The sequence below is a fragment of the Bosea sp. BIWAKO-01 genome (assembly GCF_001748145.1).
Classification (GTDB): domain Bacteria; phylum Pseudomonadota; class Alphaproteobacteria; order Rhizobiales; family Beijerinckiaceae; genus Allobosea.
Window position 1 is genome coordinate 1,465,546 of the sequence record NZ_BCQA01000001.1, and the last position, 19,566, is coordinate 1,485,111.

Annotated in this window: 21 protein-coding genes and 1 riboswitch; of the genes, 15 read left to right on the forward strand and 6 right to left on the reverse strand. The window is 67.8% G+C overall.

All coding sequences use genetic code 11. The features are described 5' to 3' along the window. The first annotated feature begins 5 nt into the window (after positions 1-5). Positions 6-986: an adenosylcobinamide-phosphate synthase CbiB gene (gene cbiB, locus BIWAKO_RS06655; protein WP_069877868.1), complete on the forward strand. Its 981-nt coding sequence runs from the start codon at positions 6-8 to the stop codon at positions 984-986. Positions 987-1,089: 103 nt separating this feature from the next. Here the strand turns inward: cbiB and cobO are convergent, their stop codons facing one another. Both cobO and cobU read right to left on the reverse strand, forming a co-directional pair. Beyond that, on the reverse strand, positions 1,090-1,701 hold the full coding sequence (gene cobO, locus BIWAKO_RS06660) for a cob(I)yrinic acid a,c-diamide adenosyltransferase (RefSeq protein WP_069877869.1): 612 nt from the start codon (positions 1,699-1,701) through the stop codon (positions 1,090-1,092). Between the two features lie 13 nt (positions 1,702-1,714). Continuing rightward, positions 1,715-2,239: a bifunctional adenosylcobinamide kinase/adenosylcobinamide-phosphate guanylyltransferase gene (gene cobU / locus BIWAKO_RS06665; protein WP_371331852.1), complete on the reverse strand. Its 525-nt coding sequence runs from the start codon at positions 2,237-2,239 to the stop codon at positions 1,715-1,717. Between the two features lie 140 nt (positions 2,240-2,379). Further along, a riboswitch (cobalamin riboswitch) is annotated at positions 2,380-2,562 on the forward strand. A gap of 38 nt (positions 2,563-2,600) precedes the next feature. Here cobU and BIWAKO_RS06670 point away from each other — a divergent pair. Genes BIWAKO_RS06670 through cobJ form a run of 9 tightly spaced genes read left to right on the forward strand, consistent with a single transcriptional unit; the run spans position 2,601 to position 11,867 of the window. Further along, positions 2,601-2,780: a CbtB domain-containing protein gene (locus BIWAKO_RS06670; RefSeq protein ID WP_069882234.1), complete on the forward strand. Its 180-nt coding sequence runs from the start codon at positions 2,601-2,603 to the stop codon at positions 2,778-2,780. A gap of 12 nt (positions 2,781-2,792) precedes the next feature. Beyond that, positions 2,793-3,533 (forward strand): CbtA family protein, encoded by a 741-nt coding sequence (locus BIWAKO_RS06675; protein ID WP_069877870.1) that lies wholly within the window; start codon positions 2,793-2,795, stop codon positions 3,531-3,533. A 49-nt stretch (positions 3,534-3,582) separates the two neighbouring features. Beyond that, a complete protein-coding gene (locus tag BIWAKO_RS06680; RefSeq protein ID WP_069877871.1) occupies positions 3,583-3,972 on the forward strand; it encodes a DUF1636 family protein in 390 nt (129 codons plus the stop codon). 4 nt (positions 3,973-3,976) lie between these two features. Beyond that, positions 3,977-5,026 carry a cobalamin biosynthesis protein CobW gene (gene cobW, locus BIWAKO_RS06685; protein WP_069877872.1) on the forward strand — a complete coding sequence of 350 codons (1,050 nt, stop codon included), beginning with the start codon at positions 3,977-3,979 and terminating at the stop codon, positions 5,024-5,026. Positions 5,027-5,029: 3 nt separating this feature from the next. Further along, positions 5,030-8,392: a cobaltochelatase subunit CobN gene (gene cobN / locus BIWAKO_RS06690; RefSeq protein WP_069877873.1), complete on the forward strand. Its 3,363-nt coding sequence runs from the start codon at positions 5,030-5,032 to the stop codon at positions 8,390-8,392. Beyond that, a complete protein-coding gene (gene cobG, locus BIWAKO_RS06695; RefSeq protein ID WP_069877874.1) occupies positions 8,389-9,687 on the forward strand; it encodes a precorrin-3B synthase in 1,299 nt (432 codons plus the stop codon). The genes cobN and cobG overlap by 4 nt, the downstream gene beginning before the upstream one ends. Then, positions 9,684-10,316, forward strand: coding sequence for a precorrin-8X methylmutase (locus BIWAKO_RS06700; RefSeq protein ID WP_069877875.1), 633 nt, complete (start codon positions 9,684-9,686; stop codon positions 10,314-10,316). The genes cobG and BIWAKO_RS06700 overlap by 4 nt, the downstream gene beginning before the upstream one ends. 4 nt (positions 10,317-10,320) lie before the next feature. Beyond that, positions 10,321-11,079, forward strand: a complete 759-nt coding sequence (locus BIWAKO_RS06705; RefSeq protein WP_274533576.1) for a precorrin-2 C(20)-methyltransferase — start codon at positions 10,321-10,323, stop codon at positions 11,077-11,079. After that, positions 11,076-11,867, forward strand: coding sequence for a precorrin-3B C(17)-methyltransferase (cobJ, locus tag BIWAKO_RS06710; protein WP_069877876.1), 792 nt, complete (start codon positions 11,076-11,078; stop codon positions 11,865-11,867). The genes BIWAKO_RS06705 and cobJ overlap by 4 nt, the downstream gene beginning before the upstream one ends. Here cobJ and BIWAKO_RS06715 read toward each other — a convergent pair. Then, on the reverse strand, positions 11,810-12,574 hold the full coding sequence (locus tag BIWAKO_RS06715; RefSeq protein WP_069877877.1) for a cobalt-precorrin-6A reductase: 765 nt from the start codon (positions 12,572-12,574) through the stop codon (positions 11,810-11,812). The genes cobJ and BIWAKO_RS06715 overlap by 58 nt on opposite strands. Between BIWAKO_RS06715 and BIWAKO_RS06720 the strand changes: the two genes are divergently transcribed. From BIWAKO_RS06720 to cobM, 3 genes are read left to right on the forward strand one after another with little or no spacing between them, the layout of a single operon-like run. Next, positions 12,573-13,832, forward strand: coding sequence for a bifunctional cobalt-precorrin-7 (C(5))-methyltransferase/cobalt-precorrin-6B (C(15))-methyltransferase (locus BIWAKO_RS06720; protein WP_069877878.1), 1,260 nt, complete (start codon positions 12,573-12,575; stop codon positions 13,830-13,832). The two genes, BIWAKO_RS06715 and BIWAKO_RS06720, sit on opposite strands and share 2 nt — an antisense overlap. Then, the gene (locus tag BIWAKO_RS06725; RefSeq protein WP_069877879.1) at positions 13,811-14,206 is read left to right on the forward strand and encodes a cobalamin biosynthesis protein; all 396 of its coding nucleotides are present in this window, start codon (positions 13,811-13,813) and stop codon (positions 14,204-14,206) included. Before BIWAKO_RS06720 ends, BIWAKO_RS06725 begins: the two co-directional genes overlap by 22 nt. Further along, entirely contained in the window at positions 14,203-14,970 is a 768-nt protein-coding gene (cobM, locus tag BIWAKO_RS06730; RefSeq protein ID WP_069877880.1) for a precorrin-4 C(11)-methyltransferase, read from the forward strand. Before BIWAKO_RS06725 ends, cobM begins: the two co-directional genes overlap by 4 nt. Positions 14,971-14,981: 11 nt before the next feature. Here the strand turns inward: cobM and BIWAKO_RS06735 are convergent, their stop codons facing one another. Further along, the gene (locus BIWAKO_RS06735) at positions 14,982-16,085 is read right to left on the reverse strand and encodes a cobalt-precorrin-5B (C(1))-methyltransferase (protein ID WP_069882236.1); all 1,104 of its coding nucleotides are present in this window, start codon (positions 16,083-16,085) and stop codon (positions 14,982-14,984) included. A 56-nt stretch (positions 16,086-16,141) separates the two neighbouring features. Here BIWAKO_RS06735 and BIWAKO_RS06740 point away from each other — a divergent pair, with 56 nt between their 5' ends. Further along, complete coding sequence (locus tag BIWAKO_RS06740) at positions 16,142-17,470, forward strand: cobyrinate a,c-diamide synthase (protein ID WP_069877881.1); 1,329 nt, start codon at positions 16,142-16,144, stop codon at positions 17,468-17,470. Beyond that, positions 17,467-18,090: a 5,6-dimethylbenzimidazole synthase gene (gene bluB, locus BIWAKO_RS06745; protein WP_069877882.1), complete on the forward strand. Its 624-nt coding sequence runs from the start codon at positions 17,467-17,469 to the stop codon at positions 18,088-18,090. The genes BIWAKO_RS06740 and bluB overlap by 4 nt, the downstream gene beginning before the upstream one ends. 70 nt (positions 18,091-18,160) lie before the next feature. Here the strand turns inward: bluB and BIWAKO_RS06750 are convergent, their stop codons facing one another. Next, positions 18,161-18,817 carry a 3-oxoacid CoA-transferase subunit B gene (locus tag BIWAKO_RS06750; protein ID WP_069877883.1) on the reverse strand — a complete coding sequence of 219 codons (657 nt, stop codon included), beginning with the start codon at positions 18,815-18,817 and terminating at the stop codon, positions 18,161-18,163. Positions 18,818-18,830: 13 nt separating this feature from the next. Beyond that, a complete protein-coding gene (locus tag BIWAKO_RS06755; protein ID WP_069877884.1) occupies positions 18,831-19,538 on the reverse strand; it encodes a CoA transferase subunit A in 708 nt (235 codons plus the stop codon). Between the last annotated feature and the right edge of the window lie 28 nt (positions 19,539-19,566).

Here is a 19,566-nt window from a genome sequence, read left to right on the forward strand (position 1 = left end):
CCCGCATGAGCCTGTCCGATTCCCTGCCGCTTCTCGCCGCCGCGCTGATCATCGAGGCGGGATTCGGCTATCCCCAGGGCTTGTATGCGCTGATCGGCCATCCCGTCACCTGGATCGGTGCGCTGATCTCCTGGCTCGACCGGATGCTCAATCGCGAGAGCGCCTCCTTCATGGTGCGGAAGGCGGCCGGCAGCCTCGCCCTCGCGCTGCTGCTTGCCGCCACATTCGCCATCACATGGGCGCTGACCCTGCTCTGCCGCGGCCTCGGCCCGCTTGGCTGGCTACCGCTCGCACTGCTCGCCTCCAGCCTGATCGCACAGCGCAGCCTGCACGAGCATGTCGCGCGCGTCGCCGAAGGGCTGGAGCGGGATGGCCTCGCCGGCGGTCGCGCGGCCGTTTCGATGATTGTCGGCCGCAACCCCGAAACCCTCGACGAAGCCGGGGTTTCCCGCGCGGCGATTGAAAGCCTTGCCGAGAATTTCTCGGACGGGATCGTCGCTCCGGCCCTCTGGCTCGGCGTCGGCGGCCTGCCGGGCGGCGCGCTCTACAAGGCGATCAATACCGCCGATTCGATGATCGGCCACAAGACACCGCGCCATCTCGCTTTCGGCTGGGCGGCGGCGCGTCTCGACGACCTCGTCAACCTTCCCGCCTCTCGTCTCACCGCGCTGCTGCTGACCGCAGCCGCCGCACTCGACCGAAGGTCAGACTCCGCCAATGCGTGGCGAGCTGTCCGACGCGATGCCCGCCATCATCGTTCGCCCAATGCCGGTTGGCCGGAAGCCGCGATGGCGGGTGCGCTCGGCCTCCGGCTGGCGGGGCCTCGCGTTTATGGCGATGTCAGGATCGATGACGGCTGGATGGGGGACGGCCGGGCCGAAGCGGACGCGGCGGATATCCGGCGGGCGCTCGCTCTCTATCGGAGGGCGTGCCTGCTCCTGTGGGGGCTCGCCGTTGCGGGGGCCGTCACCGCGCTCGCCCTCTAGTTCGTCGGACCGGACCTTGCATCGGGACCGACGATCTCAGCCTCTGTGTTTGCGTCGACTTTCCCGAAAGCTGCAATTCACGTTTCGGGTCGATGCGTTAGCCTCAGAATTCGATCCCTGCCTGTGCCTTCACGCCTGCCGCGAAGTGGTGCTTGACCAGCGTCATCTCGGTGACGAGGTCTGCGACGGCGATCAACTCGGGCTTGGCATTGCGGCCGGTGACGACGATGTGCAGATCGGGGCGCCGGCTCGCCAATGTCTCGACCACCTCAGCCAGCGGCAGATAGTCGTAGCGCAGCGCGATATTGAGCTCGTCGAGCACGAGCAGGCGTATCTCCGGATCGTCCATCAACGCCTTCGCCTTGGCGAAGGCGCGCTCGGCAGCCGCGATGTCGCGGGCCTTGTCCTGCGTTTCCCAGGTGAAGCCTTCGCCCATCGTGTGCCAGACGATGCGATCGCCGAAGGCGTCGAGCGCCTTGCGTTCACCCGTCGCCCAGGCGCCCTTGATGAACTGCACCACCCCGACGCGCCAGTCATGGCCGAGAGCCCGCAGAATCAATCCGAAGGCGGCAGTCGACTTGCCCTTGCCTGGTCCCGTATTGACGATCAGGAGTCCCTTTTCGATCGTCTTGGCGGCGACCTCGGCGTCCTGCACCGCCTTGCGTTTTTCCATCTTGGCCTTGTGGCGGGCGGCCTCGTCAGCATCGATCGTCATCGGAACCTCCTGCTCATTTCACCTGCATCGGCAGACCGGCGACCATGAAGATCACCCGGTCGGCCCGCGCCGCAAGCATCTGGTGCAGCCGCCCCGCCTCGTCGCGGAACCGTCGGGCGAGCGCATTCTCAGGCACGATACCGAGCCCGACCTCGTTGGAGACCAGGACCACAGGGCCTCGCGCCGCGACGCAGGCCTCGACCAGTCCTCGGCCTGCAGCCGCCACATCCTGCTCCGCCAGCATCACGTTGGTCAGCCAGAGCGTCAGGCAGTCCACCAGAACGGGTTGCCCCGCGGGAACCGCGCGGATCGCCTCCGCCAGCTCCAGCGGAGCATCGACGGTCATCCACTCCTTCGACCGGCGGGCGCGGTGCTCGACAATCCGGGCGCGCATCTCATCGTCATAGGCCTGCGCCGTGGCGAGATAGATCCATGGCGCCGGCACCATCTCGATCAGGGCCTCGGCATGGCGGCTCTTGCCGGAGCGGGCGCCGCCCAGAACGAGGGTGAGAGGGGAAAGGATCGCTGCCACTGCCAAAATCTCAGCCCAGGGAAGATCAGCCTAAGGAACGGACCTGGCGAGCGCAGCGAAGCAAGCCGGGACCGGCCACAAGAGATCACATCGCTTCACTGCGCTCGCAATCACGATCGCTGCATTGCACAGCACCGTGCAGATGGCTAATGATCATCCCCGACGGTGCCTCTGCAACGAGGTGAAAAGGGAACGCGGTGCGATACCGCGGCTGCCCCCGCAACTGTAAGCGGCGAGTTTCGCGCCATCGGCCACTGGGATTGTCCCGGGAAGGCGGCGAGAGATCCGGACCCGCGAGCCAGGAGACCTGCCGTCAGCGAGTGATGCAATCCAACGGGCTGCCGGCGGGGTGGCCAAGGAGACCGAGATGACGACGAATACGGCTTCGATCACCACCCAGGCCAGCGCTTCCGAGCGCGTCAAGGCTGTCGCAGCTGCCCTGGCACTCGGCGCGGCCCTGATCTTCACCGTCGGCTTCGCCCATTCGACCAGCGTTCACAACGCAGCCCACGACACGCGCCACACCCTCGCCTTTCCCTGCCACTGAGGGAAAGACACCATGGTCAATCGTGTTCTCACGGTCAGTCTTCTGGCCGGGCTTCTTGCTGGGCTTCTGGTCGCAGCACTCCAGCATGTCACCACCACGCCGCTGATCCTCAAGGCGGAAACCTTTGAGACGGCGTTGCGCGCAGCCGAGCTTCAGCACGCCAGCTTCACCGGCGATGCCAGGATCGTCCTTGCCCATGGCGGCGCCGACGCAGCCGACCACGCCGAGTGGAAGCCACAGGATGGCTTGCAGCGCACTGCCTTCACCACCATCGTCACCATTGCGACCGCGATCGGTTTTGCCGCCCTGCTGCTCGGCGGCATGATCGCAGCGGGCGATGCCATCACGGAACGGACCGCACTGATCTGGGCGGCTTGCGGCTTCCTGGCCTTCGGCCTGGTGCCGGCGACCGGGCTCGCGCCGGAACTACCCGGCAGCGCGTCGGCCGAACTTCTCCACCGCCAGGCCTGGTGGATCGCCACGGCGCTCGTCACCGCCGGCGGCCTCTGGGTCTTCCTGCGGGCAGACACGAGCTGGCTGCGGGCGCTTGCCGTGCTTGCCATGCTCGTTCCCCATCTGATCGGCGCACCACATCCTGCCGCCCCGGAGAGCAAGGTCCCGGCCGAAATTGCAGCGCATTTCGCCGCGCTCTCGCTCGCGCTCCAGGCCGCCCTCTGGCTCGCCACCGGCTTTGCCGTCGGCGTGCTCTGGCCCTGGGCGACGCGCCGTGCCGCAGCCCTGGCCAAAGCCTGACGCTGAGCGCGATCCTACGGGATCGCGCCGGAAGCAAAGGAACCGGCCTATGCCCGAAGGCGATGTCACCATTTTCGTCTGCGTCGCCTGCCGGCGCGCGCGGGCGGACCTGCCGGAGGGGTACGACCAGCCCGGACTTGGTTTTGCCGAGGCGCTGCGCGAACGCATTGCGCGCGACGGCGGGACGCTTCCGGTCGAACCCGTCGACTGCCTCGCGGTCTGCAATCGCCCCTGCACCGTCGCCTTAGCGGCCGACGGCAAATGGACCTATCTGATCGGCGATCTCGACGCAGACAGCCATATCGCCGAAATCGTTAACGCAGCTGCGAGCTTTGCAGCCAGCGCAAACGGTATCGTTCCCTGGAAAGAAAGACCCGCTTCGTTCCGCAAAGGCGTGGTCGCGCGCGTACCGCCTCTCCCGGCGCGCCAACAAGGATGAGATCATGAACGCTCCCCAAGCCCGCTCGCTGGGCAAGATCCCCTGCACGATCATCACCGGCTTCCTCGGCGCCGGAAAGACCACACTGGTCCGGCACCTGCTGGAGAATGCCGGGGGCAAGCGCATCGCCGTGCTGGTCAACGAGTTCGGCGATCTCGGCTTCGACGGCTCCTTCATCGCCGGCTGCGGCATTTCCGGCTGCACGGCGGAGGACATCGTCGAACTGCCGAATGGCTGCATCTGCTGCACCGTCGCCGACGACTTCGTGCCGGCGCTGGAAAAGCTGCTCGACCGGCCGAACCCGCCGGAGCACATCCTGATCGAGACGTCGGGGCTTGCCCTGCCGAAGCCGTTGGTCAACGCCTTCAATTGGCCGGCCATCCGGTCACGCGTCACGGTCGATGGCGTCATCGCCGTGGTCGACGGACCGGCGGTGGCGGATGGCCAGTTCGCGGATGATCCGGACGCTCTCGCCGCGCAGGCGGCCCAAGACGCCGCGGTCGGGCACGACAATCCGCTCGAAGAGGTGTTCGAGGACCAGATCCTCTGCGCCGACCTGATCCTGCTCAACAAGAGCGACCTCGTCGATGCAGCCGGCCGCGAACGCGTCAAGGCCGAGATCGCCGCGCATCTGCCGAAGGCGATCAAGATCGTCGAGACGGCTCATGGCAAGGTCGAGCCTGCCTTGATCGTCGGTCTCAACGCGGCTGCCGAGGCCGACCTCGCTGGACGCCCCTCGCATCACGAGAGCGCCGAGGACCACGACCACGACGATTTCGAGAGCCTTGATTTCGCTCTCGCCGCTGCGACCTCCCCCGAGGAGCTGGCGGCCCGCGTTGCCAGGGCAGCTGAAGCCGACGGCGTGCTGCGCCTGAAGGGTTTTGCCGCGATTCCGGGCAAGCCGATGCGGCTCGTCGTCCAGGGCGTCGGCCGCCGGGTCAGCCACCATTACGACCGGGCCTGGACGGCCGGCGAAGCCAAGGATGGTCGGCTCGTGGTGATTGGCCTGAAGGGCTTCGATCGCAAGGCCGTGGAGGCCGCCCTCGCGGGCTGAGCCATGCACCTCCTCCCCTCAAGCGAGATCAGGCTCGACGACGGCGAAGATGCCGTCGATCTCGCCCTGCCGCCGGGGGATGTGCTGGTGCTTTCATTCGCCGACAGCGACCTTTCGGCGCTGGCGGCCGCGGCCGGCGCAAGCGAGCTCGCTGTCAGGCTCGCCTCGCTGCGCCGGCTGAAGCACCCACTCTCCGTCGATTTTCTCGTCGAGAAGACGGTGGCGCATTCGCGCTTCGTGCTGATCCGCTGTCTCGGCGGGCTGGACTACTGGCGTTACGGCATCGAGCAGCTTGCGGAAATCTGCCGACGGGGCGGGATACCGCTCGTCGTGCTGCCCGGCGACGACCGGCCTGATGAGCGGCTGGCCGAGTATGGCACCGTCGAACCGCGTTTCGCTGCGGAGCTCCTCGCCTATTTCCGCGCCGGCGGCGGTGCGGAGAATATGCGCCGGCTACTCGGACGGGTGCATGCGTTCCTTCGCGGTGAAGGCGATGCGTCCGACCTCGCCCCCATCCCTCTGCCCTCGCTCTTCGCCCTTGGCGCGGGCGGTGCTCCGCTGGCATGGCGTGAAGCGCTCTCGCAGTGCCCCGTCGCGAATGCGCTGGTCCCGGTCCTGGTCTATCGCTCCAGCGTCGCCGCCGGGGACACCGCCATGGCGGAGGCAATCGCAGAGACAGTGAGCGCGCGCGGCCATGCCCCGTTGATCCTGGCCCTGACGAGCCTGAAGGACCCGGCAGTCACCGGCGAACTTGCGGCCTTGATCGCCGCACGCAAGCCCGCCGCCATCATCACCACCACTGCGTTCTCGGCCCGCGACAGCGCGGATTTCGTGCTGGATGCCGCCGACTGCCCGATTCTGCAGGCGGTACCGGTCGGCAGTCCGCGCGATGCCTGGGAGGCTTCGCCACGCGGGCTTTCCGGGGCCGATCTCGCCATGCAGGTGGCCCTGCCGGAATTCGACGGGCGGCTGGGCGCTCTTCCCGTCGCCTTCAAGGCGGAGATGACGGACGGACGGACCGGCCTGACGAGCCGCCGGCTGGTTCCTGATCGCGATGGTGTGGCCGCCCTTGCCGATCTCACGTCGGGCTGGATCGCACTGGCCGGCAAACCGGCCGCCGAGCGCAAGCTCGCCCTGGTGATGTCCGACTACCCGGCGCGCGGAGGGCGGGCCGGCTTTGCAGTCGGGCTCGATACCCCAGCCAGTGTCGCGGCCATTTGCGAACTGCTGGCGCAGGCCGGATACGATGTCGCCCCATCCGCGCTGACTGTGATCCCGGACGCGCCAGGGGAGAGCCGGAATGGCCACCTCGCTCACGGTGACGACACGCGTTTGATGCAGGCGTTGACTGAAGGGCCGGCTGAGTTTGCAGTCCCGCTCGCCGAGTATCGCGTCTGGCTCGCAGCGATTCCCGACGCGGCACGCCGGGCACTCGTCACGGCCCATTGCGAACCCGAGGCGGATAGCGCCTGCGACGGCTCGGCCTTCCGTTTCCGTGCGGTCCGCTATGGTCGTCTTACCATTGCGCTGCAGCCCCCGCGCGACACGACGCCCGACCGCAAGGCGCGCTATCACGACCCCGATGCGCCGCCGGGCCATGCCTATCTCGCCTTCTATCTCGGCCTCCGGCGGGTTGCCGATGCCGACGCGCTGATCCATCTCGGTACACATGGCACGACCGAGTGGCTGCCCGGCAAGGCGGTGGCTCTTTCGCCAAGCTGCTGGCCGCGGCTTGCGATTGGCGGCCTGCCGGTGATCTACCCCTATGTCGTCGATGATCCCGGCGAGGCGGCTCCTGCCAAGCGCCGGCTTTCGGCCGTGACGCTCGGCCATCTCCCGCCCGAACTGGTGCATGCCGATGCCTCCGGCGAAGTGGGGCTGCTGCGCGATCTCGTCGAGGAATTTTCGCAAGCGCAGGTCCTCGATCCGCGCCGCGCCGAGATCGTTGCCCGTGAAATCCGCGGGCGAGCCGAAGCAAGCGGGCTGGCGCAAGCCTGCGGTGTCACGCCCGATCTCGACATGGCGAGCGCCTTGACCCAGCTCGACGCGCATCTCTGCGACATCGCCGAACTGCCCTTCCGCGATGGGCTGCATGTCTTCGGGCGGGCTGCGCATGATCCCGCGTCATCCCGCAACGAGCGCGACAACCTGCTGCGCGCGCTGGCCGGGCGGTTCGTTCCGCCCGGCCCTGCCGGCTCGCCGCATCGCGGGCAGAGCGATGTGCTGCCGACCGGCCGCAACCTCTCGACGCTCGATCCGCGCGCGATCCCGACCCGGGCCGCCGCGCGCCTCGGCGTGCGCGCCGCAGCGTCGCTGATCGCACGCCATCTCCAGGATCACGGCGATTATCCACGCCGGATCGTGATGGATCTCTGGGCTTCGCCCACACTGCGCTCCGGCGGCGAGGACATCGCGCATGCGCTTGCCCTGATGGGCGTCGCGCCGCTCTGGGATCACGCTTCAACGCGCGTGACCGGATTTTCCGTGATTCCGCAGGCCAGGCTCGAACACCCGCGCATCGACCTCACCATCCGCATCTCCGGCGCCTTTCGCGACACATTCCCAGGTCAGATCGCGCTGATCGATGCCGCAGCACGTGCCGTAGCGGTGCTCGACGAAGCCGATGAGTGGAACGAGCCTGCTGCAGCCCGCCGGCGCGGCGAAGACGCCGCGCGCATCTTCGGCCCGGCACCCGGCCGCTTCGGCGCGGCCATGGCCGACCGCGCGCTCGATGGGCAATGGGAGAGCCGCGGCGACCTTGGCGCAGCCTATCTCGCAGCCAGCAGTCATGCCTTCGGTGGTGCGGAGGGTGTGGCCAGCGCCGATCCCGGCTTCGCGCGTCGCGTCGCCTCGGCAAACGCCTTCGTCCATATCAGCGACACGGCCGGGCGCGACATTCTGGAAGCGACGAGCGCCGCCGATGTGATCGGCGGTTTTGCAGCGGCGGCGCAGGCGCTCGGGAGCGAGGCGGCGCTCTACAGCCTGGACAGCTCCAACCCGGACGCACCGAAGACGCGCACCCTGGCCGAGGACATTGCGCGCATCGTCCACGGCCGGCTCTGCCACCCGCGCTGGATCGCAGGCCAGCTTGCTCATGGCTGGCGCGGTGCGGCCGAACTCGCCGAGACCATCGACACGCTCTTCGTCTATGCGGCCAGCACCGACGCGGTCTCGGACGGGCTGTTCGACGCCGTATTCCAGGCCTATTGCGCCGACCCGGCCATCTGGAGCGCGCTGGAACAGGCAAATGCGCCCGCGGCCGCCTCGATCCGCGCGCGGCTGACGGAAGCCGAGCGGCGCGGCCTCTGGCAGAGCCGGCGCAATTCCGTGGCCGCCTTCCTCACCAGCAAGGACGCGGCGGAATGATCGCCCCGACGCAGCAAGCGCTCCGGCGCGGCTGGTGTCCGAGCACGCTCCGGCCGATGGAAACCGGGGACGGCTGGCTCGTGCGACTGCACCCGCCGGGCGGGCGGATGCAGCCCGCACAATTGCGACGCCTGACGGATCTGGCCGAAGAGACGGGCAATGGCCTCATCGAGATTTCCGGCCGCGGCAATCTCCAGATCAGGGGTGTGCGGCAGGAGGCCCATCCCACCCTTGTCGAGGCCTTGCTGGCGGAGCGGCTCGTCGACGAAGCCGGCGGGCCAGGGCCACAGCGCCTCGTGCTCGCCTCACCGCTCGCCGGCCAGGATGCGGGCGATCTGATCGATGCCGCCATTCTGGCCGCATCGCTGGAACGCCAGGGGCGCGCCATCTCAGGGTTGCCGCCCAAGACCAGCGTCATCGTCGATGGCGGCGGCGAACTCGCACTCGATGGCTTTGCCGGCGATCTGCGGGTGGTTGCGATTGACCAGGGCTCCGTCGTGATCGGCCTGCCGCAAGGCGGCTGGCTTGGTCCGGTCGCATCCGATGATGCGGGCGCCGTAACGGCAGGGCTGTTGTCAGGCTTTGCGGCATACCGGCGGGCTGCGCCTGACAGGATCCATCGCCTGCGCGATCTCGACGACGACCAGATTAGCGCGCTGACCCAGGCCTGTTCGATATCGCGGGCGGCTGCGCCGGCGGCTCGCTCCGCTCCGAGGCGGGTCGGGCTCTTCGCGTTGCGCGCCTCCCGTTGTGCCCTGATCGCGGGGCTGCCGTTCGGCCGCTCGGACACTCGGACATTGTCGCGGCTATGCGAGGCCGCCAGCGCGCATGGCGTCAGCGAAATCCGCTTTTCGCCCTGGCGCGGGCTGGCTTTCCTGGGACTCGAGCACAATGCCGCCGCGAGCCTCACCGCACGATGCGAGGCACTGGGGCTGATCATCCGAGACGCCGATCCACGGCTCTCGGTGCAGGCATGCTCCGGCAAGCCTGCCTGCCTGCGCGGCGAGACGCAGACGATGGGCGATGCCGCGGTCCTGGCCGCGGCGGCAGCCTCGCTTCTCGCTGCGGGCCTCAGCCTGCATCTATCGGCCTGCGTCAAATCCTGCGCGCATGCGGGCCCCGCCGACCTCACCCTGGTCGGGCATGACGGGCGCTATGACGTCGTCGTCGGCGGAACGACGCGGGACAAGCCGATGGCGAGGCTTGACCTTTCGCAGATTGTGCAGCGTCTGCAGCCGGGACAGGACATTCACACCCGCCTGACCGCAGGCCGGCTTTCAGGACCACAGGTTTGAACACGCGCTACGACTATATCCGCGAGGGTGATGCGATCTATGAGCGCTCCTTCGCCATCATCCGGGCCGAGGCCGATCTCTCCCGCTTCTCAGGTGCGGCCGCCCGCGTCGTGGTGCGCATGATCCATGCCTGCGGCATGACCGACCTGCCGCGCGACGTCGAGATGTCCGCCGATTTCACGGACGCTGCGGAAGCTGCGCTGCGTGCCGGCGCGCCGATCCTGTGCGACGCCAAGATGGTCGCCAATGGCGTGACCCGCACCCGCCTGCCGGCCAGCAATGCGGTGATCTGCACGCTGGACGAGGCTGAGGTACCGGCGCTGGCGAAGCAGGCCGGCACGACGCGCTCGGCGGCAGCCATGGAACTGTGGCGACCGCATCTCGCAGGGGCATTGGTCGTCGTCGGCAATGCCCCGACTTCGCTTTTCCGCCTGCTGGAAATGCTCGATGCCGGTGCGCCAAGGCCGGCAGCCGTGATCGGCATCCCAGTCGGGTTCGTCGGCGCGGCTGAATCGAAGCAGGCGCTGGCGCGGGATGGCCGCGTGCCTTTCCTTGTCGTCCATGGGCGCCGCGGCGGCTCTGCGATGGCGGCCGCTGCCGTCAACGCCCTGGCGCAAGAGAAGGAGTGAGCCGGTGAGCATAGACCGGTCCTCACCACAGAACCCGGGCACCCTGCTCTTCGGCGTCGGTCTCGGCCCAGGAGACCCCGACTACATGACGGTCCGGGCCCGCGACATCATCGCGACCGCCGACCGGCTGGTGCATTTCTGCAAGAAGGGCAGTCGCGGCAATGCACGCGTCACCGCCGACGCGGTGATCCCGCCGGATCCGGCGCGCGAGATCGTGCTCGCCTTCCCAGTGACGACCGAGGTTCCGGTCGCGGAGGATGGCTATACCGGGCCGATCGCCGCCTTCTACGATGAATCCGCGGAATTGCTGGCGGCCGAGATGGCGGCGGGCCGGACAGTCGCCGTGCTCTGCGACGGCGATCCGTTCTTCTACGGCTCCTTCATGCATCTATGGCGGCGGCTCGCCCACCGCTTTCCGACGGAGGTCGTGCCGGGCGTCACCGGCATGGCCGGCGCCTGGGTCCGCGCGGGCGCGCCGATCACGTGGGGCGACGACGTCATGACCGTGCTGCCCGGCACCTTGTCGGAAGCGGAGCTGGGTCGCCGTCTGCTCGATACCGATGCGGCCGTGATCATGAAACTCGGCCGCAACCTGCCGAAGGTACGCCGTGCGCTGAAGGCAGCCGGGCTGATCCACCGCGCGATCTATGTCGAGCGGGCGACGATGGCCGGGCAGGTCGTGACCCGGCTCGATGAGAAGGCCGATGACACAGCCCCCTATTTCTCGATGATCCTCGTTCCGGGCGAGGGCCGACGGCTATGAGCGGCTCGCTCACCATCGTCGGCCTCGGCCCCGGAGAGCCGCACTGGCTGACACCGGCTGCGCAAGCTGCGCTCGAAGCGGCCACCGACCTCGTCGGGTACGGTCCCTATCTGGACCGACTGGCGGTCAGCGAGGGGCAGACGAAACACGCATCCGACAACCGGGTCGAGATCGCACGCGCCCGTTATGCGTTGCACCTTGCTGCCCAGGGCCGGACGGTCGCGGTGGTCTCGGGCGGTGACCCGGGCGTCTTCGCGATGGCAGCCGCCGTGTTCGAGGCATTGGAGGCCGGCGAGCCCGGCTGGCTGGCCCTGCCGATCAGCGTCGAACCCGGGATTACCGCGATGCTCGCCGCAGCGGCGCGGGCCGGCGCTCCGCTTGGCGGCGATTTCTGCGCGATCTCGCTCTCTGACAACCTCAAGCCCTGGGACGTGATCACCGCGCGGCTGGAAGCGGCGCTGAACGCCGATTTCGTGATCTCGCTCTATAACCCGATCTCGAAGGCTCGGCCCTGGCAGCTCGGCGAGGCCCTGGCGCTGGCGGCCCGGCATCGCGCGCCTGAAACACCCGTGATCTTCGCGCGCGCGGTGGGACGGCCGGACGAAGCCTTGCGCGTATTGCCGATGAGCGAGGCTGTGGGGGCGGCAGGCTCGGCCGACATGGCAACGCTGGTGATGATCGGTGCCTCGAGCACGCGAACGATCGCCCGCCCCGGCCAGGCGCCGATCGTCTACACACCGCGTTCGGTGACGAAGATCCCCTGCGCCACCAGCCAGGGCAGGACCTGATCGATATGATCGACGGTTGCGACATCGGGTTTGGGCGGCCGCTCGACCATGATCACGGGAAGGCCAAGCCGGCGGGCCGCCGTCAGCTTGCCGACCGTCGCCGGACCGCCGGAATTCTTGGAGACGAGAATCTCGATGCCCTCCCGGCGCATCAGGTCCTCCTCTTCATCGGCCTCGAAGGGGCCACGCTGCTGGATGACCTTGACGCCGTTCAGCGGCAGGCGGTCGCCGATCGGCTCGATCACCCGGACGAGATAGTGGTGCTGCGGTGCATCGGCGAAGGCCGGCAGCTCCAGCCGTCCGACCGTCAGGAAGACACGGCGCGGCGGCTTGCCCAGCGTCTCGACCGCTGCCGAAATGTCCGGCACCGAGCGCCAGCGATCGCCCGGTCGGGGCTTCCAGGATTCACGCCGGATCGCGATGAGCGGCACGTTCTCGGCCTTGCAGGCGGCCTCCGCGTGGAACGGCATGATGGCGGCGAAAGGGTGCGTGGCATCGACCACGGCGACGACCCGGTTTTCTATGAGATAATGGCGCAAGCCTTCGATGCCGCCGAAACCACCGACACGCACCGGCAAATTGAGGGGTTTGGGATCGGAGGTGTGTCCGGCCAGCGAGACAACCGCGCGGATTTCCGGCGCCTGGTCAGCAAGAAGCTGATCAAGCGCTACAGCTTCGCTGGTGCCGCCGAGGATCAGGACCGTCATGACATTGTTTTCGCCTGAATCCGACGAACTGTCGAGGGCATCCGCCTCGGCCGCCGAGCCCTGGCTCTCTCTCGTCGGGCTTGGAGAAGACGGCCGCGCCGGGCTTTCGCCGGATGCGCTTGCCGCGCTTGAAGGCGCCGAGCTCGTCTATGGCGGCGCCCGGCATATCGCCCTGATCGGGCCGGTTGCGGGTGAGGCTGCGCCCTGGCCGCAGCCCTTCCGCAATGCGCTGCCGCTGATCCTCTCGCAGAGAGGCCGCAAGGTCTGCGTGCTCGCCACGGGCGACCCGTTCCATTATGGGATCGGTGCCGGCCTGGCGAAGGCGCTGGGCCCGGACGAGATGCGGATCTATCCGCAGCTCTCTTCCTTCGCGCTCGCCTGCAATCGGCTGCGCTGGCCGCAAGAGGAATGCGGCCGCGTCTCGCTGCATGGTCGCGCGCTGGAACGCATCATCCCCTTTCTGCAGCCCGGCCGGCGCATGCTCGCTCTGTCCTGGGACGGTTCGACCCCGGGAAAGCTAGCTGAATTGATGAGCGCGCGCGGCTTTGGTGCCTCGCGGCTCGTGGTGATGGAGGCGCTTGGCGGTCCACGCGAACGCATCCGCGAGTGCAAGGCGCAGGCCTTCGATCTCGGCACAGTCGACCCGCTCAACCTGATCGCGCTGGATCTGGTCGCAGAGCGCGAAGCGCGTATCCTCCCACTCGCCTCCGGACTGGATGACGACTGGTTCGAGCATGACGGCCAGATCACCAAGGCCGATATCCGTGCGATCACGTTATCGGCCCTGCGGCCGCGTGCCGGAGAACTGCTCTGGGATGTCGGCGCCGGCTCGGGCTCGGTCGGGCTCGAATGGTGCCTGCGCAATCCCGGCAACCAGACCATCGCCTTCGAGGCCAGGCCCGAGCGGGCTGCGCGGATCACCCGCAACGGCTCGACCCTCGGTGCGCTCCGTATCGAGGTCGCCATCGGCACGGCACCGGCGAGCTTTACCGGCCGCCCGGTCCCGGATGCGGTCTTCATCGGCGGCGGCATCACCGAGTCCGGAGTTTTCGAGGCTGCATGGGGTGCGCTGAAGTCGGGCGGCCGCCTCGTTGCCAATGTGGTGACGCTGGAGGGCGAAGCCCGGCTTGCAGCGCTCTACGCCGCGTATGGCGGCACCTTGCGCCGGATCGGCGTCAGCCATCTCGACGCGATCGGCAGCATGCATGGCTGGCGCGCCGCGATGCCGGTGACACAATGGCGGGTGGTGAAGCCGTGATCGTGGCGGGGATAGGATTACGCCCGGGCACCAGCGAGGTGGATATTCTCGCCTGCCTCGACCAGGCGCTCAGGCAAGCCGGCGTGGCGCCGACGGCGTTGCGCCTCGCCACCATCGCCAGCCGTTCGCGCGAGGCGGGTCTCCTTGCCACAGCGCGGAGCCGCAACGCCGAACTCGTCGCGATTCCCGACGAAGCGCTCAAGGGCTACGAGGCCGCCTGTGCAACACGCTCGACCCGCATCGCCTCTCTCTATGGCGTCGGCTCCGTCGCGGAGGCGGCTGCGCTCGCGGCCGCCGGCCCTGGATCGGTGCTGATCCAGCCACGGATCGCCACTGCCCGCGTCACCTGCGCGCTGGCGCGGAGCACGTCATGACTGTCCATTTCATTGGCGCCGGCCCAGGTGCCGCCGATCTCATCACCCTTCGCGGGCGCGACCTGATCGCCGCCTGCCCGGTCTGCCTCTATGCCGGCTCGCTGATCCCGCGCACCATGCTCGACTGGTGTCCACCCGGAGCGCGCATCGTCGACACCGCCCCGCTCGACCTCGACTCACTCATTGCGGAGATGCGGGTCGCCCATGAAGCGGGGCAGGACGTGGCCCGGCTGCATTCGGGCGATCTCTCGATCTGGAGCGCCTGCGGCGAGCAGATGCGCCGGCTCGATGCGTTCTGCATCCCCTACACTGTCACGCCCGGCGTGCCGGCCTTCGCCGCGGCTGCAGCGACGCTGAAGCGTGAACTGACGCTGCCCGGTGTCGCGCAATCCCTGGTTCTGACACGCACCTCGGGCCGCGCCTCGGCGATGCCGGAGCGCGAGAAACTCGCGACCTTCGCCGCCTCGGGCACGACGCTAGCGATCCATCTCTCGATCCATGTCATCGAGCAGGTCGTCGCCGAGCTGACACCGTTCTACGGAGCAGATTGTCCCGTCGCCATCGTCTTCCGCGCCTCCTGGCCGGATGAGCGCGTGCTGCGCGGGAGGCTCGGCTCGATCGCGGCCGAGGTTCAGGCCTCGGGGCTGGAGCGGACCGCGCTGATCCTTGTCGGTCCGGCGCTCGGTTCGCAGGATTTTGGTGAAAGCGCTTTGTATTCTGCAGGCTACGACCGGCGCTTCCGGCCCAGCGGCGGTGGCGTGTGACGCGGTCGGACCTACCCCACCTTGCGGAATGGTGTGCGCGCCAGAAGGCCGCCGGTGCGATCGAAAATCGCGATCTCCAGCTCACTGTCCGGCACGCCGAAGGAATGCGCGGCATTGACCCAGGCATGCCGGCCGACGGTTTCGGCCAATGGCAACCCCTCGGCCTGGGCACGTTGCAACACCTCGAGCGCCGTATTGGCCTGAGGCACCCAGGCCGCGAGGTGCTCGCTTCCACCCGCCTCCAGGATCCGCGCCGCCAGCCAGGCGAAATCGACCGGACCCGCACGCGAGTGCAGGTCCAGCATGCCCTGCCCGAGCTTGACCATCTTGGCGAAGCCGCCGGCGACCGTGACGCGACGGACCGGGTGGCGTCGCAGATATTTCAGCATGCCACCGGCGAAATCCCCCATGTCGATCAGGGCCTGCTCCGGCAGGCCATGGAGACGCTGGATGGCGGCTTCGGAGGTCGAGCCGGTGGCGCCCGCGACATGGGTCAGCCCGGTCGCGCGTGCGACATCGATGCCGCGATGGATCGAGTGAATCCAGGCGGAGCACGAAAACGGTATGACGATTCCGGTCGTGCCGAGGATCGAGAGCCCCCCCACGATGCCGAGGCGCGGATTCATCGTCTTTCGGGCGATGGCCTCGCCGCCAGGAATCGCGATGGTGATGGTAACGTCGGGCGGACCGCCTGTCGCCGCGATGACCTCCGTCAGGGCCTGCCGGATCATCTCACGCGGCATCGGGTTGATGGCGGGCTCGCCGACCGGCAATGGCAGGCCGGGCAAGGTGACGGTGCCGACGCCCTCTCCGGCGCGGAAAACGATGCCCGCGTCAGGCGCGGCCGGGCCGACCCGCGCAACCACCAGCGCGCCATGCGTGACGTCGGGATCGTCGCCCGCATCCTTGACGATGCCGGCCTCGGCGCCCTCTGCCAGCTCAGCCTGACGCGCCAGGGCAAAGGCCGGCCGCTGCCCGCCCGGCAGCGTGATCTCGACGGGATCGAGAAACGAGCCGGCCACCCAGCCGCAATAGGCGGATTTGGCGGCGGCGGCAGCGCAAGCGCCAGTCGTCCAGCCGCGTCGCAATTCGCCTTGGGGCGGCAAGTCTTCCATGAGCGCCTGCATAGCGCAGCAAGACGGCTCCGTCAGGGGCCTGCGGAGATCATCGCATGAGCGGAAAAGGCCTCCTCATCGCCGCGCCGCGCTCCGGCTCGGGCAAGACGACGATCACGCTCGGTTTGCAACGGGCCCTGGTGAAGCGAGGGCTGACCGTCCGCGGACTGAAATGCGGGCCGGACTATATCGACCCGGCATTCCACGCGGCCGCAACCGGCGCACCCAGCGCCAATCTCGACAGTTTTGCGATGCCGAACACTTTGCTCGGCCAGATCGCAGGAGAGGCTGCAGAAGCCGCCGATATCGTCGTCGCGGAGGGCTCGATGGGCCTGTTCGACGGCGTGCCGGGCGAGATGGGGCATACGGGCGCGAGCGCCGATATCGCGGCCTTCTGCGGTTGGCCTGTCGTGCTGGTCGTCGATGTCTCCGGTCAGGCGCAGTCGGCTGGCGCGGTGGCGCTGGGCTGCATGCGCTATGACGAGCGCATCCGTATCGTCGGCGTGATCCTCAACAAGGTGGCAAGCGAACGCCATCGCCGGCTCGCCTCGGCCGGCATGGAGCGGATCGGATTACCCGTGCTCGGCGCCCTGCCGCGCGAGGCAAGCCTGATCCTGCCCGAACGCCATCTCGGCCTTGTACAAGCCGGCGAGACAGAGGATCTGCATGCCCGGCTCGATGCGCTCGCAGACGCGATCTCAGCCGCGGTCGACCTCGATGCGATCCTTGCCGCGGCCGAACCGACCGAGCTCCCGGTAACCCGGCATGGTGCTCCCGCCCTGCCCGCCCCTGGACGCCGCATCGCCATTGCCCGCGATGCCGCCTTCAGTTTCGTTTATCCTCATGTCGAAACCGGCTGGCGTGCGACCGGCGCCACGCTTGTTCCTTTTTCGCCGCTCGCCGACGAACCACCGCCGCAGAATTGCGACAGCTGCTGGCTGCCGGGCGGCTATCCGGAGCTTCATGCCGGCCGGATCGCCGGCGCCAGCCGCTTCCTGGCGGGCTTGCGCGGCTTCGCGGAGACCCGGCCAGTCCATGGCGAGTGCGGCGGCTACATGGTGCTTGGCAAAACGCTGATCGATGCCGACGGCACAGCCCATGCCATGGCGAACCTGCTCTCTGTCGAGACCAGCTTCGCGAAGCGCAAGATGAATCTGGGTTACCGCCGCGCCGTGCTCCAGGCGAATGGTCCGCTGGGTTCGGCCGGGCAGGCACTGACCGGACATGAATTCCACTATGCGACGATCACTTCGGTTGGCGATGACGCGCCCTTCGCGATGGTGACCGACCCGCATGGCTCGGCTCCAGCTCCCGCCGGCGGCCGGCGAGCGCTGGTAACCGGCTCCTTCTTCCACGCCATCGCCCGCTTCAGTGGGCAGCCATGAGCGAGCCTCCGGTCTTCGACGAGGCCTTTGCGGCACAATTCGAGACACTGCTCGCCTGGCGGCGCGATGTGCGCCGCTTCCGATCGGAGCCGGTGGCCGAAGCATTATTGGCGCATCTCTTGAAGCTGACCGAACTCTCTCCCTCGGTCGGCCATTCGCAGCCCTGGCGGTGGTTGCGTGTCATGGACGCAGTGCAGCGTGCGGCGGCGCAGGCCAGTTTTGCGCACTGCAACGCCGAGGCGCTCGGTGACTATGCCGGCGAGCGAGCCCGGCTCTATGCCAACCTGAAGCTCGAAGGCCTGCGTGAAGCCCCCGAGCAGTTTGCCGTGTTCTGCGACCACGGCACGGAACAAGGCCATGGGCTCGGCCGGCGCACGATGCCGGAGATGCTCGATTATTCCGTGGTCGCCGCCATAACCCAGTTCTGGCTGGCAGCGCGCATGCATGGCATCGGCGTCGGCTGGGTCTCGATCCTCGAACCCGAGGCGATTGCGGCTGCGCTTGGCGTACCGCCGCAATGGAAGCTGATCGCCTGGCTCTGCGTCGGCTATCCGCAGGAGGAGCATGCCGATCCGGAGTTGATCCGGCATGGTTGGGAGATCGGGACAGGCCGCGACTGAGACCTGATCGCGCGTGTTCAGCGCGGCGATCCAGGGCGACATGCGCCGCCCTGGGATGATACCGCGGCGGCTAGACCGCGACCTTGAACTTGGCCTGGGTCTTGGCCTTGATCTCATCCAGCGAAACGCCGTCCGCCAGCTCGATCAGGGTCATGCCGCCGCCATTCGCCTTGTCCACGGCGAAGACACCGAGATCGGTGATCACCATGTCGACGACGCCGGCGCCGGTCAGCGGCAGGTCGCAGGCCTCGAGCAGCTTTGCCGATTCGGAGCCGTCCTTGTTCTTGGCGACATGCTCCATCACCACGACGACCTTCTTGACACCGGCGACGAGATCCATCGCGCCGCCCATGCCCTTCACCATCTTGCCGGGGATCATCCAATTGGCGAGATCGCCGTTCTCGGCCACCTGCATCGCGCCGAGGATCGACAGATCGATATGACCGCCACGGATCATGCCGAAGGAATCCGCCGAGGAGAAATAGCTCGTCGTCGGCAGTTCGGTGATGGTCTGCTTTCCCGCATTGATCAGGTCGGGATCTTCTTCACCCTCATAGGGGAAGGGACCCATGCCGAGCATGCCGTTCTCCGACTGGAGCTGCACGCTCATGCCGGCGGGAATGTAGTTCGAGACCAGCGTCGGGATGCCGATACCGAGATTGACGTAGAAACCGTCCTGCAGCTCCCTGGCGGCGCGGGCGGCCATCTGCTCACGTGTCCAAGCCATGGTCCTTGTCTCCTCAAGCCGTCGGACGGGGACGGGTGGTGCGCTGCTCGATGCGCTTGACCGGGTTCGGCACATGCACGATGCGCTTCACGAAAATGCCGGGCGTGTGCATGTGATCGGGATCGATCTCACCGGCCGGCACAAGGTGCTCGACCTCTGCGACCGTGAAGCGCGAGGCGCTCGCCATCATCGGATTGAAGTTCCGCGCCGTCTTCCGATAGACGAGGTTGCCCTCGGTATCGCCCTTCCAGGCATGAACGATCGAGATATCGGCGAAGAGGCCACGCTCCATGATGTAGCGCTCGCCATTGAACTCGCGTTCCTCCTTGCCCTCGGCAATCAGCGTACCGACACCGGTCTTGGTGAAGAAGGCGGGAATGCCGGCCCCGCCGGCACGAATTCGCTCGGCAAGAGTGCCCTGCGGCGTGAATTCAAGCTCGAGTTCACCGGCCAGGTATTGCTGAGCGAAAAGCTTGTTCTCGCCGACATAGGAACTGATCATCTTCTTGATCTGGCGGGTTTCCAGCAGCAGACCAAGTCCCGCGCCGTCGACGCCGGCGTTGTTGGAGATGAAGGTCAGGTTCTTGGCGCCGGAATCACGGATCGCCTCGATCAGAGTATCGGGAATGCCGCAGAGGCCGAAGCCGCCGGCCATGATCGTCATGCCGTCCTTGACGATACCGGCGAGCGCCGCCTTTGCGTCGGGGTAGACCTTCTTCATCGCGATGCCTTTGCCGCTGGGATCAGGG

What these genes read in the sequence shown, in the direction of transcription:
- cbiB (WP_069877868.1), top strand. Translation starts at nt 6, where the DNA reads ATGAGCCTGTCCGATTCCCTGCCGCTTCTCGCCGCCGCGCTGATCATC.
- cobO (WP_069877869.1), bottom strand. Translation starts at nt 1,701, where the DNA reads ATGACGATCGATGCTGACGAGGCCGCCCGCCACAAGGCCAAGATGGAA.
- BIWAKO_RS06670 (WP_069882234.1), top strand. Translation starts at nt 2,601, where the DNA reads ATGACGACGAATACGGCTTCGATCACCACCCAGGCCAGCGCTTCCGAG.
- BIWAKO_RS06675 (WP_069877870.1), top strand. Translation starts at nt 2,793, where the DNA reads ATGGTCAATCGTGTTCTCACGGTCAGTCTTCTGGCCGGGCTTCTTGCT.
- BIWAKO_RS06680 (WP_069877871.1), top strand. Translation starts at nt 3,583, where the DNA reads ATGCCCGAAGGCGATGTCACCATTTTCGTCTGCGTCGCCTGCCGGCGC.
- cobW (WP_069877872.1), top strand. Translation starts at nt 3,977, where the DNA reads ATGAACGCTCCCCAAGCCCGCTCGCTGGGCAAGATCCCCTGCACGATC.
- cobN (WP_069877873.1), top strand. Translation starts at nt 5,030, where the DNA reads ATGCACCTCCTCCCCTCAAGCGAGATCAGGCTCGACGACGGCGAAGAT.
- cobG (WP_069877874.1), top strand. Translation starts at nt 8,389, where the DNA reads ATGATCGCCCCGACGCAGCAAGCGCTCCGGCGCGGCTGGTGTCCGAGC.
- cobJ (WP_069877876.1), top strand. Translation starts at nt 11,076, where the DNA reads ATGAGCGGCTCGCTCACCATCGTCGGCCTCGGCCCCGGAGAGCCGCAC.
- BIWAKO_RS06720 (WP_069877878.1), top strand. Translation starts at nt 12,573, where the DNA reads ATGACATTGTTTTCGCCTGAATCCGACGAACTGTCGAGGGCATCCGCC.
- BIWAKO_RS06715 (WP_069877877.1), bottom strand. Translation starts at nt 12,574, where the DNA reads ATGACGGTCCTGATCCTCGGCGGCACCAGCGAAGCTGTAGCGCTTGAT.
- BIWAKO_RS06725 (WP_069877879.1), top strand. Translation starts at nt 13,811, where the DNA reads ATGGCGGGTGGTGAAGCCGTGATCGTGGCGGGGATAGGATTACGCCCG.
- cobM (WP_069877880.1), top strand. Translation starts at nt 14,203, where the DNA reads ATGACTGTCCATTTCATTGGCGCCGGCCCAGGTGCCGCCGATCTCATC.
- BIWAKO_RS06735 (WP_069882236.1), bottom strand. Translation starts at nt 16,085, where the DNA reads ATGGAAGACTTGCCGCCCCAAGGCGAATTGCGACGCGGCTGGACGACT.
- BIWAKO_RS06740 (WP_069877881.1), top strand. Translation starts at nt 16,142, where the DNA reads ATGAGCGGAAAAGGCCTCCTCATCGCCGCGCCGCGCTCCGGCTCGGGC.
- bluB (WP_069877882.1), top strand. Translation starts at nt 17,467, where the DNA reads ATGAGCGAGCCTCCGGTCTTCGACGAGGCCTTTGCGGCACAATTCGAG.
- BIWAKO_RS06750 (WP_069877883.1), bottom strand. Translation starts at nt 18,817, where the DNA reads ATGGCTTGGACACGTGAGCAGATGGCCGCCCGCGCCGCCAGGGAGCTG.
- BIWAKO_RS06755 (WP_069877884.1), bottom strand. Translation starts at nt 19,538, where the DNA reads ATGAAGAAGGTCTACCCCGACGCAAAGGCGGCGCTCGCCGGTATCGTC.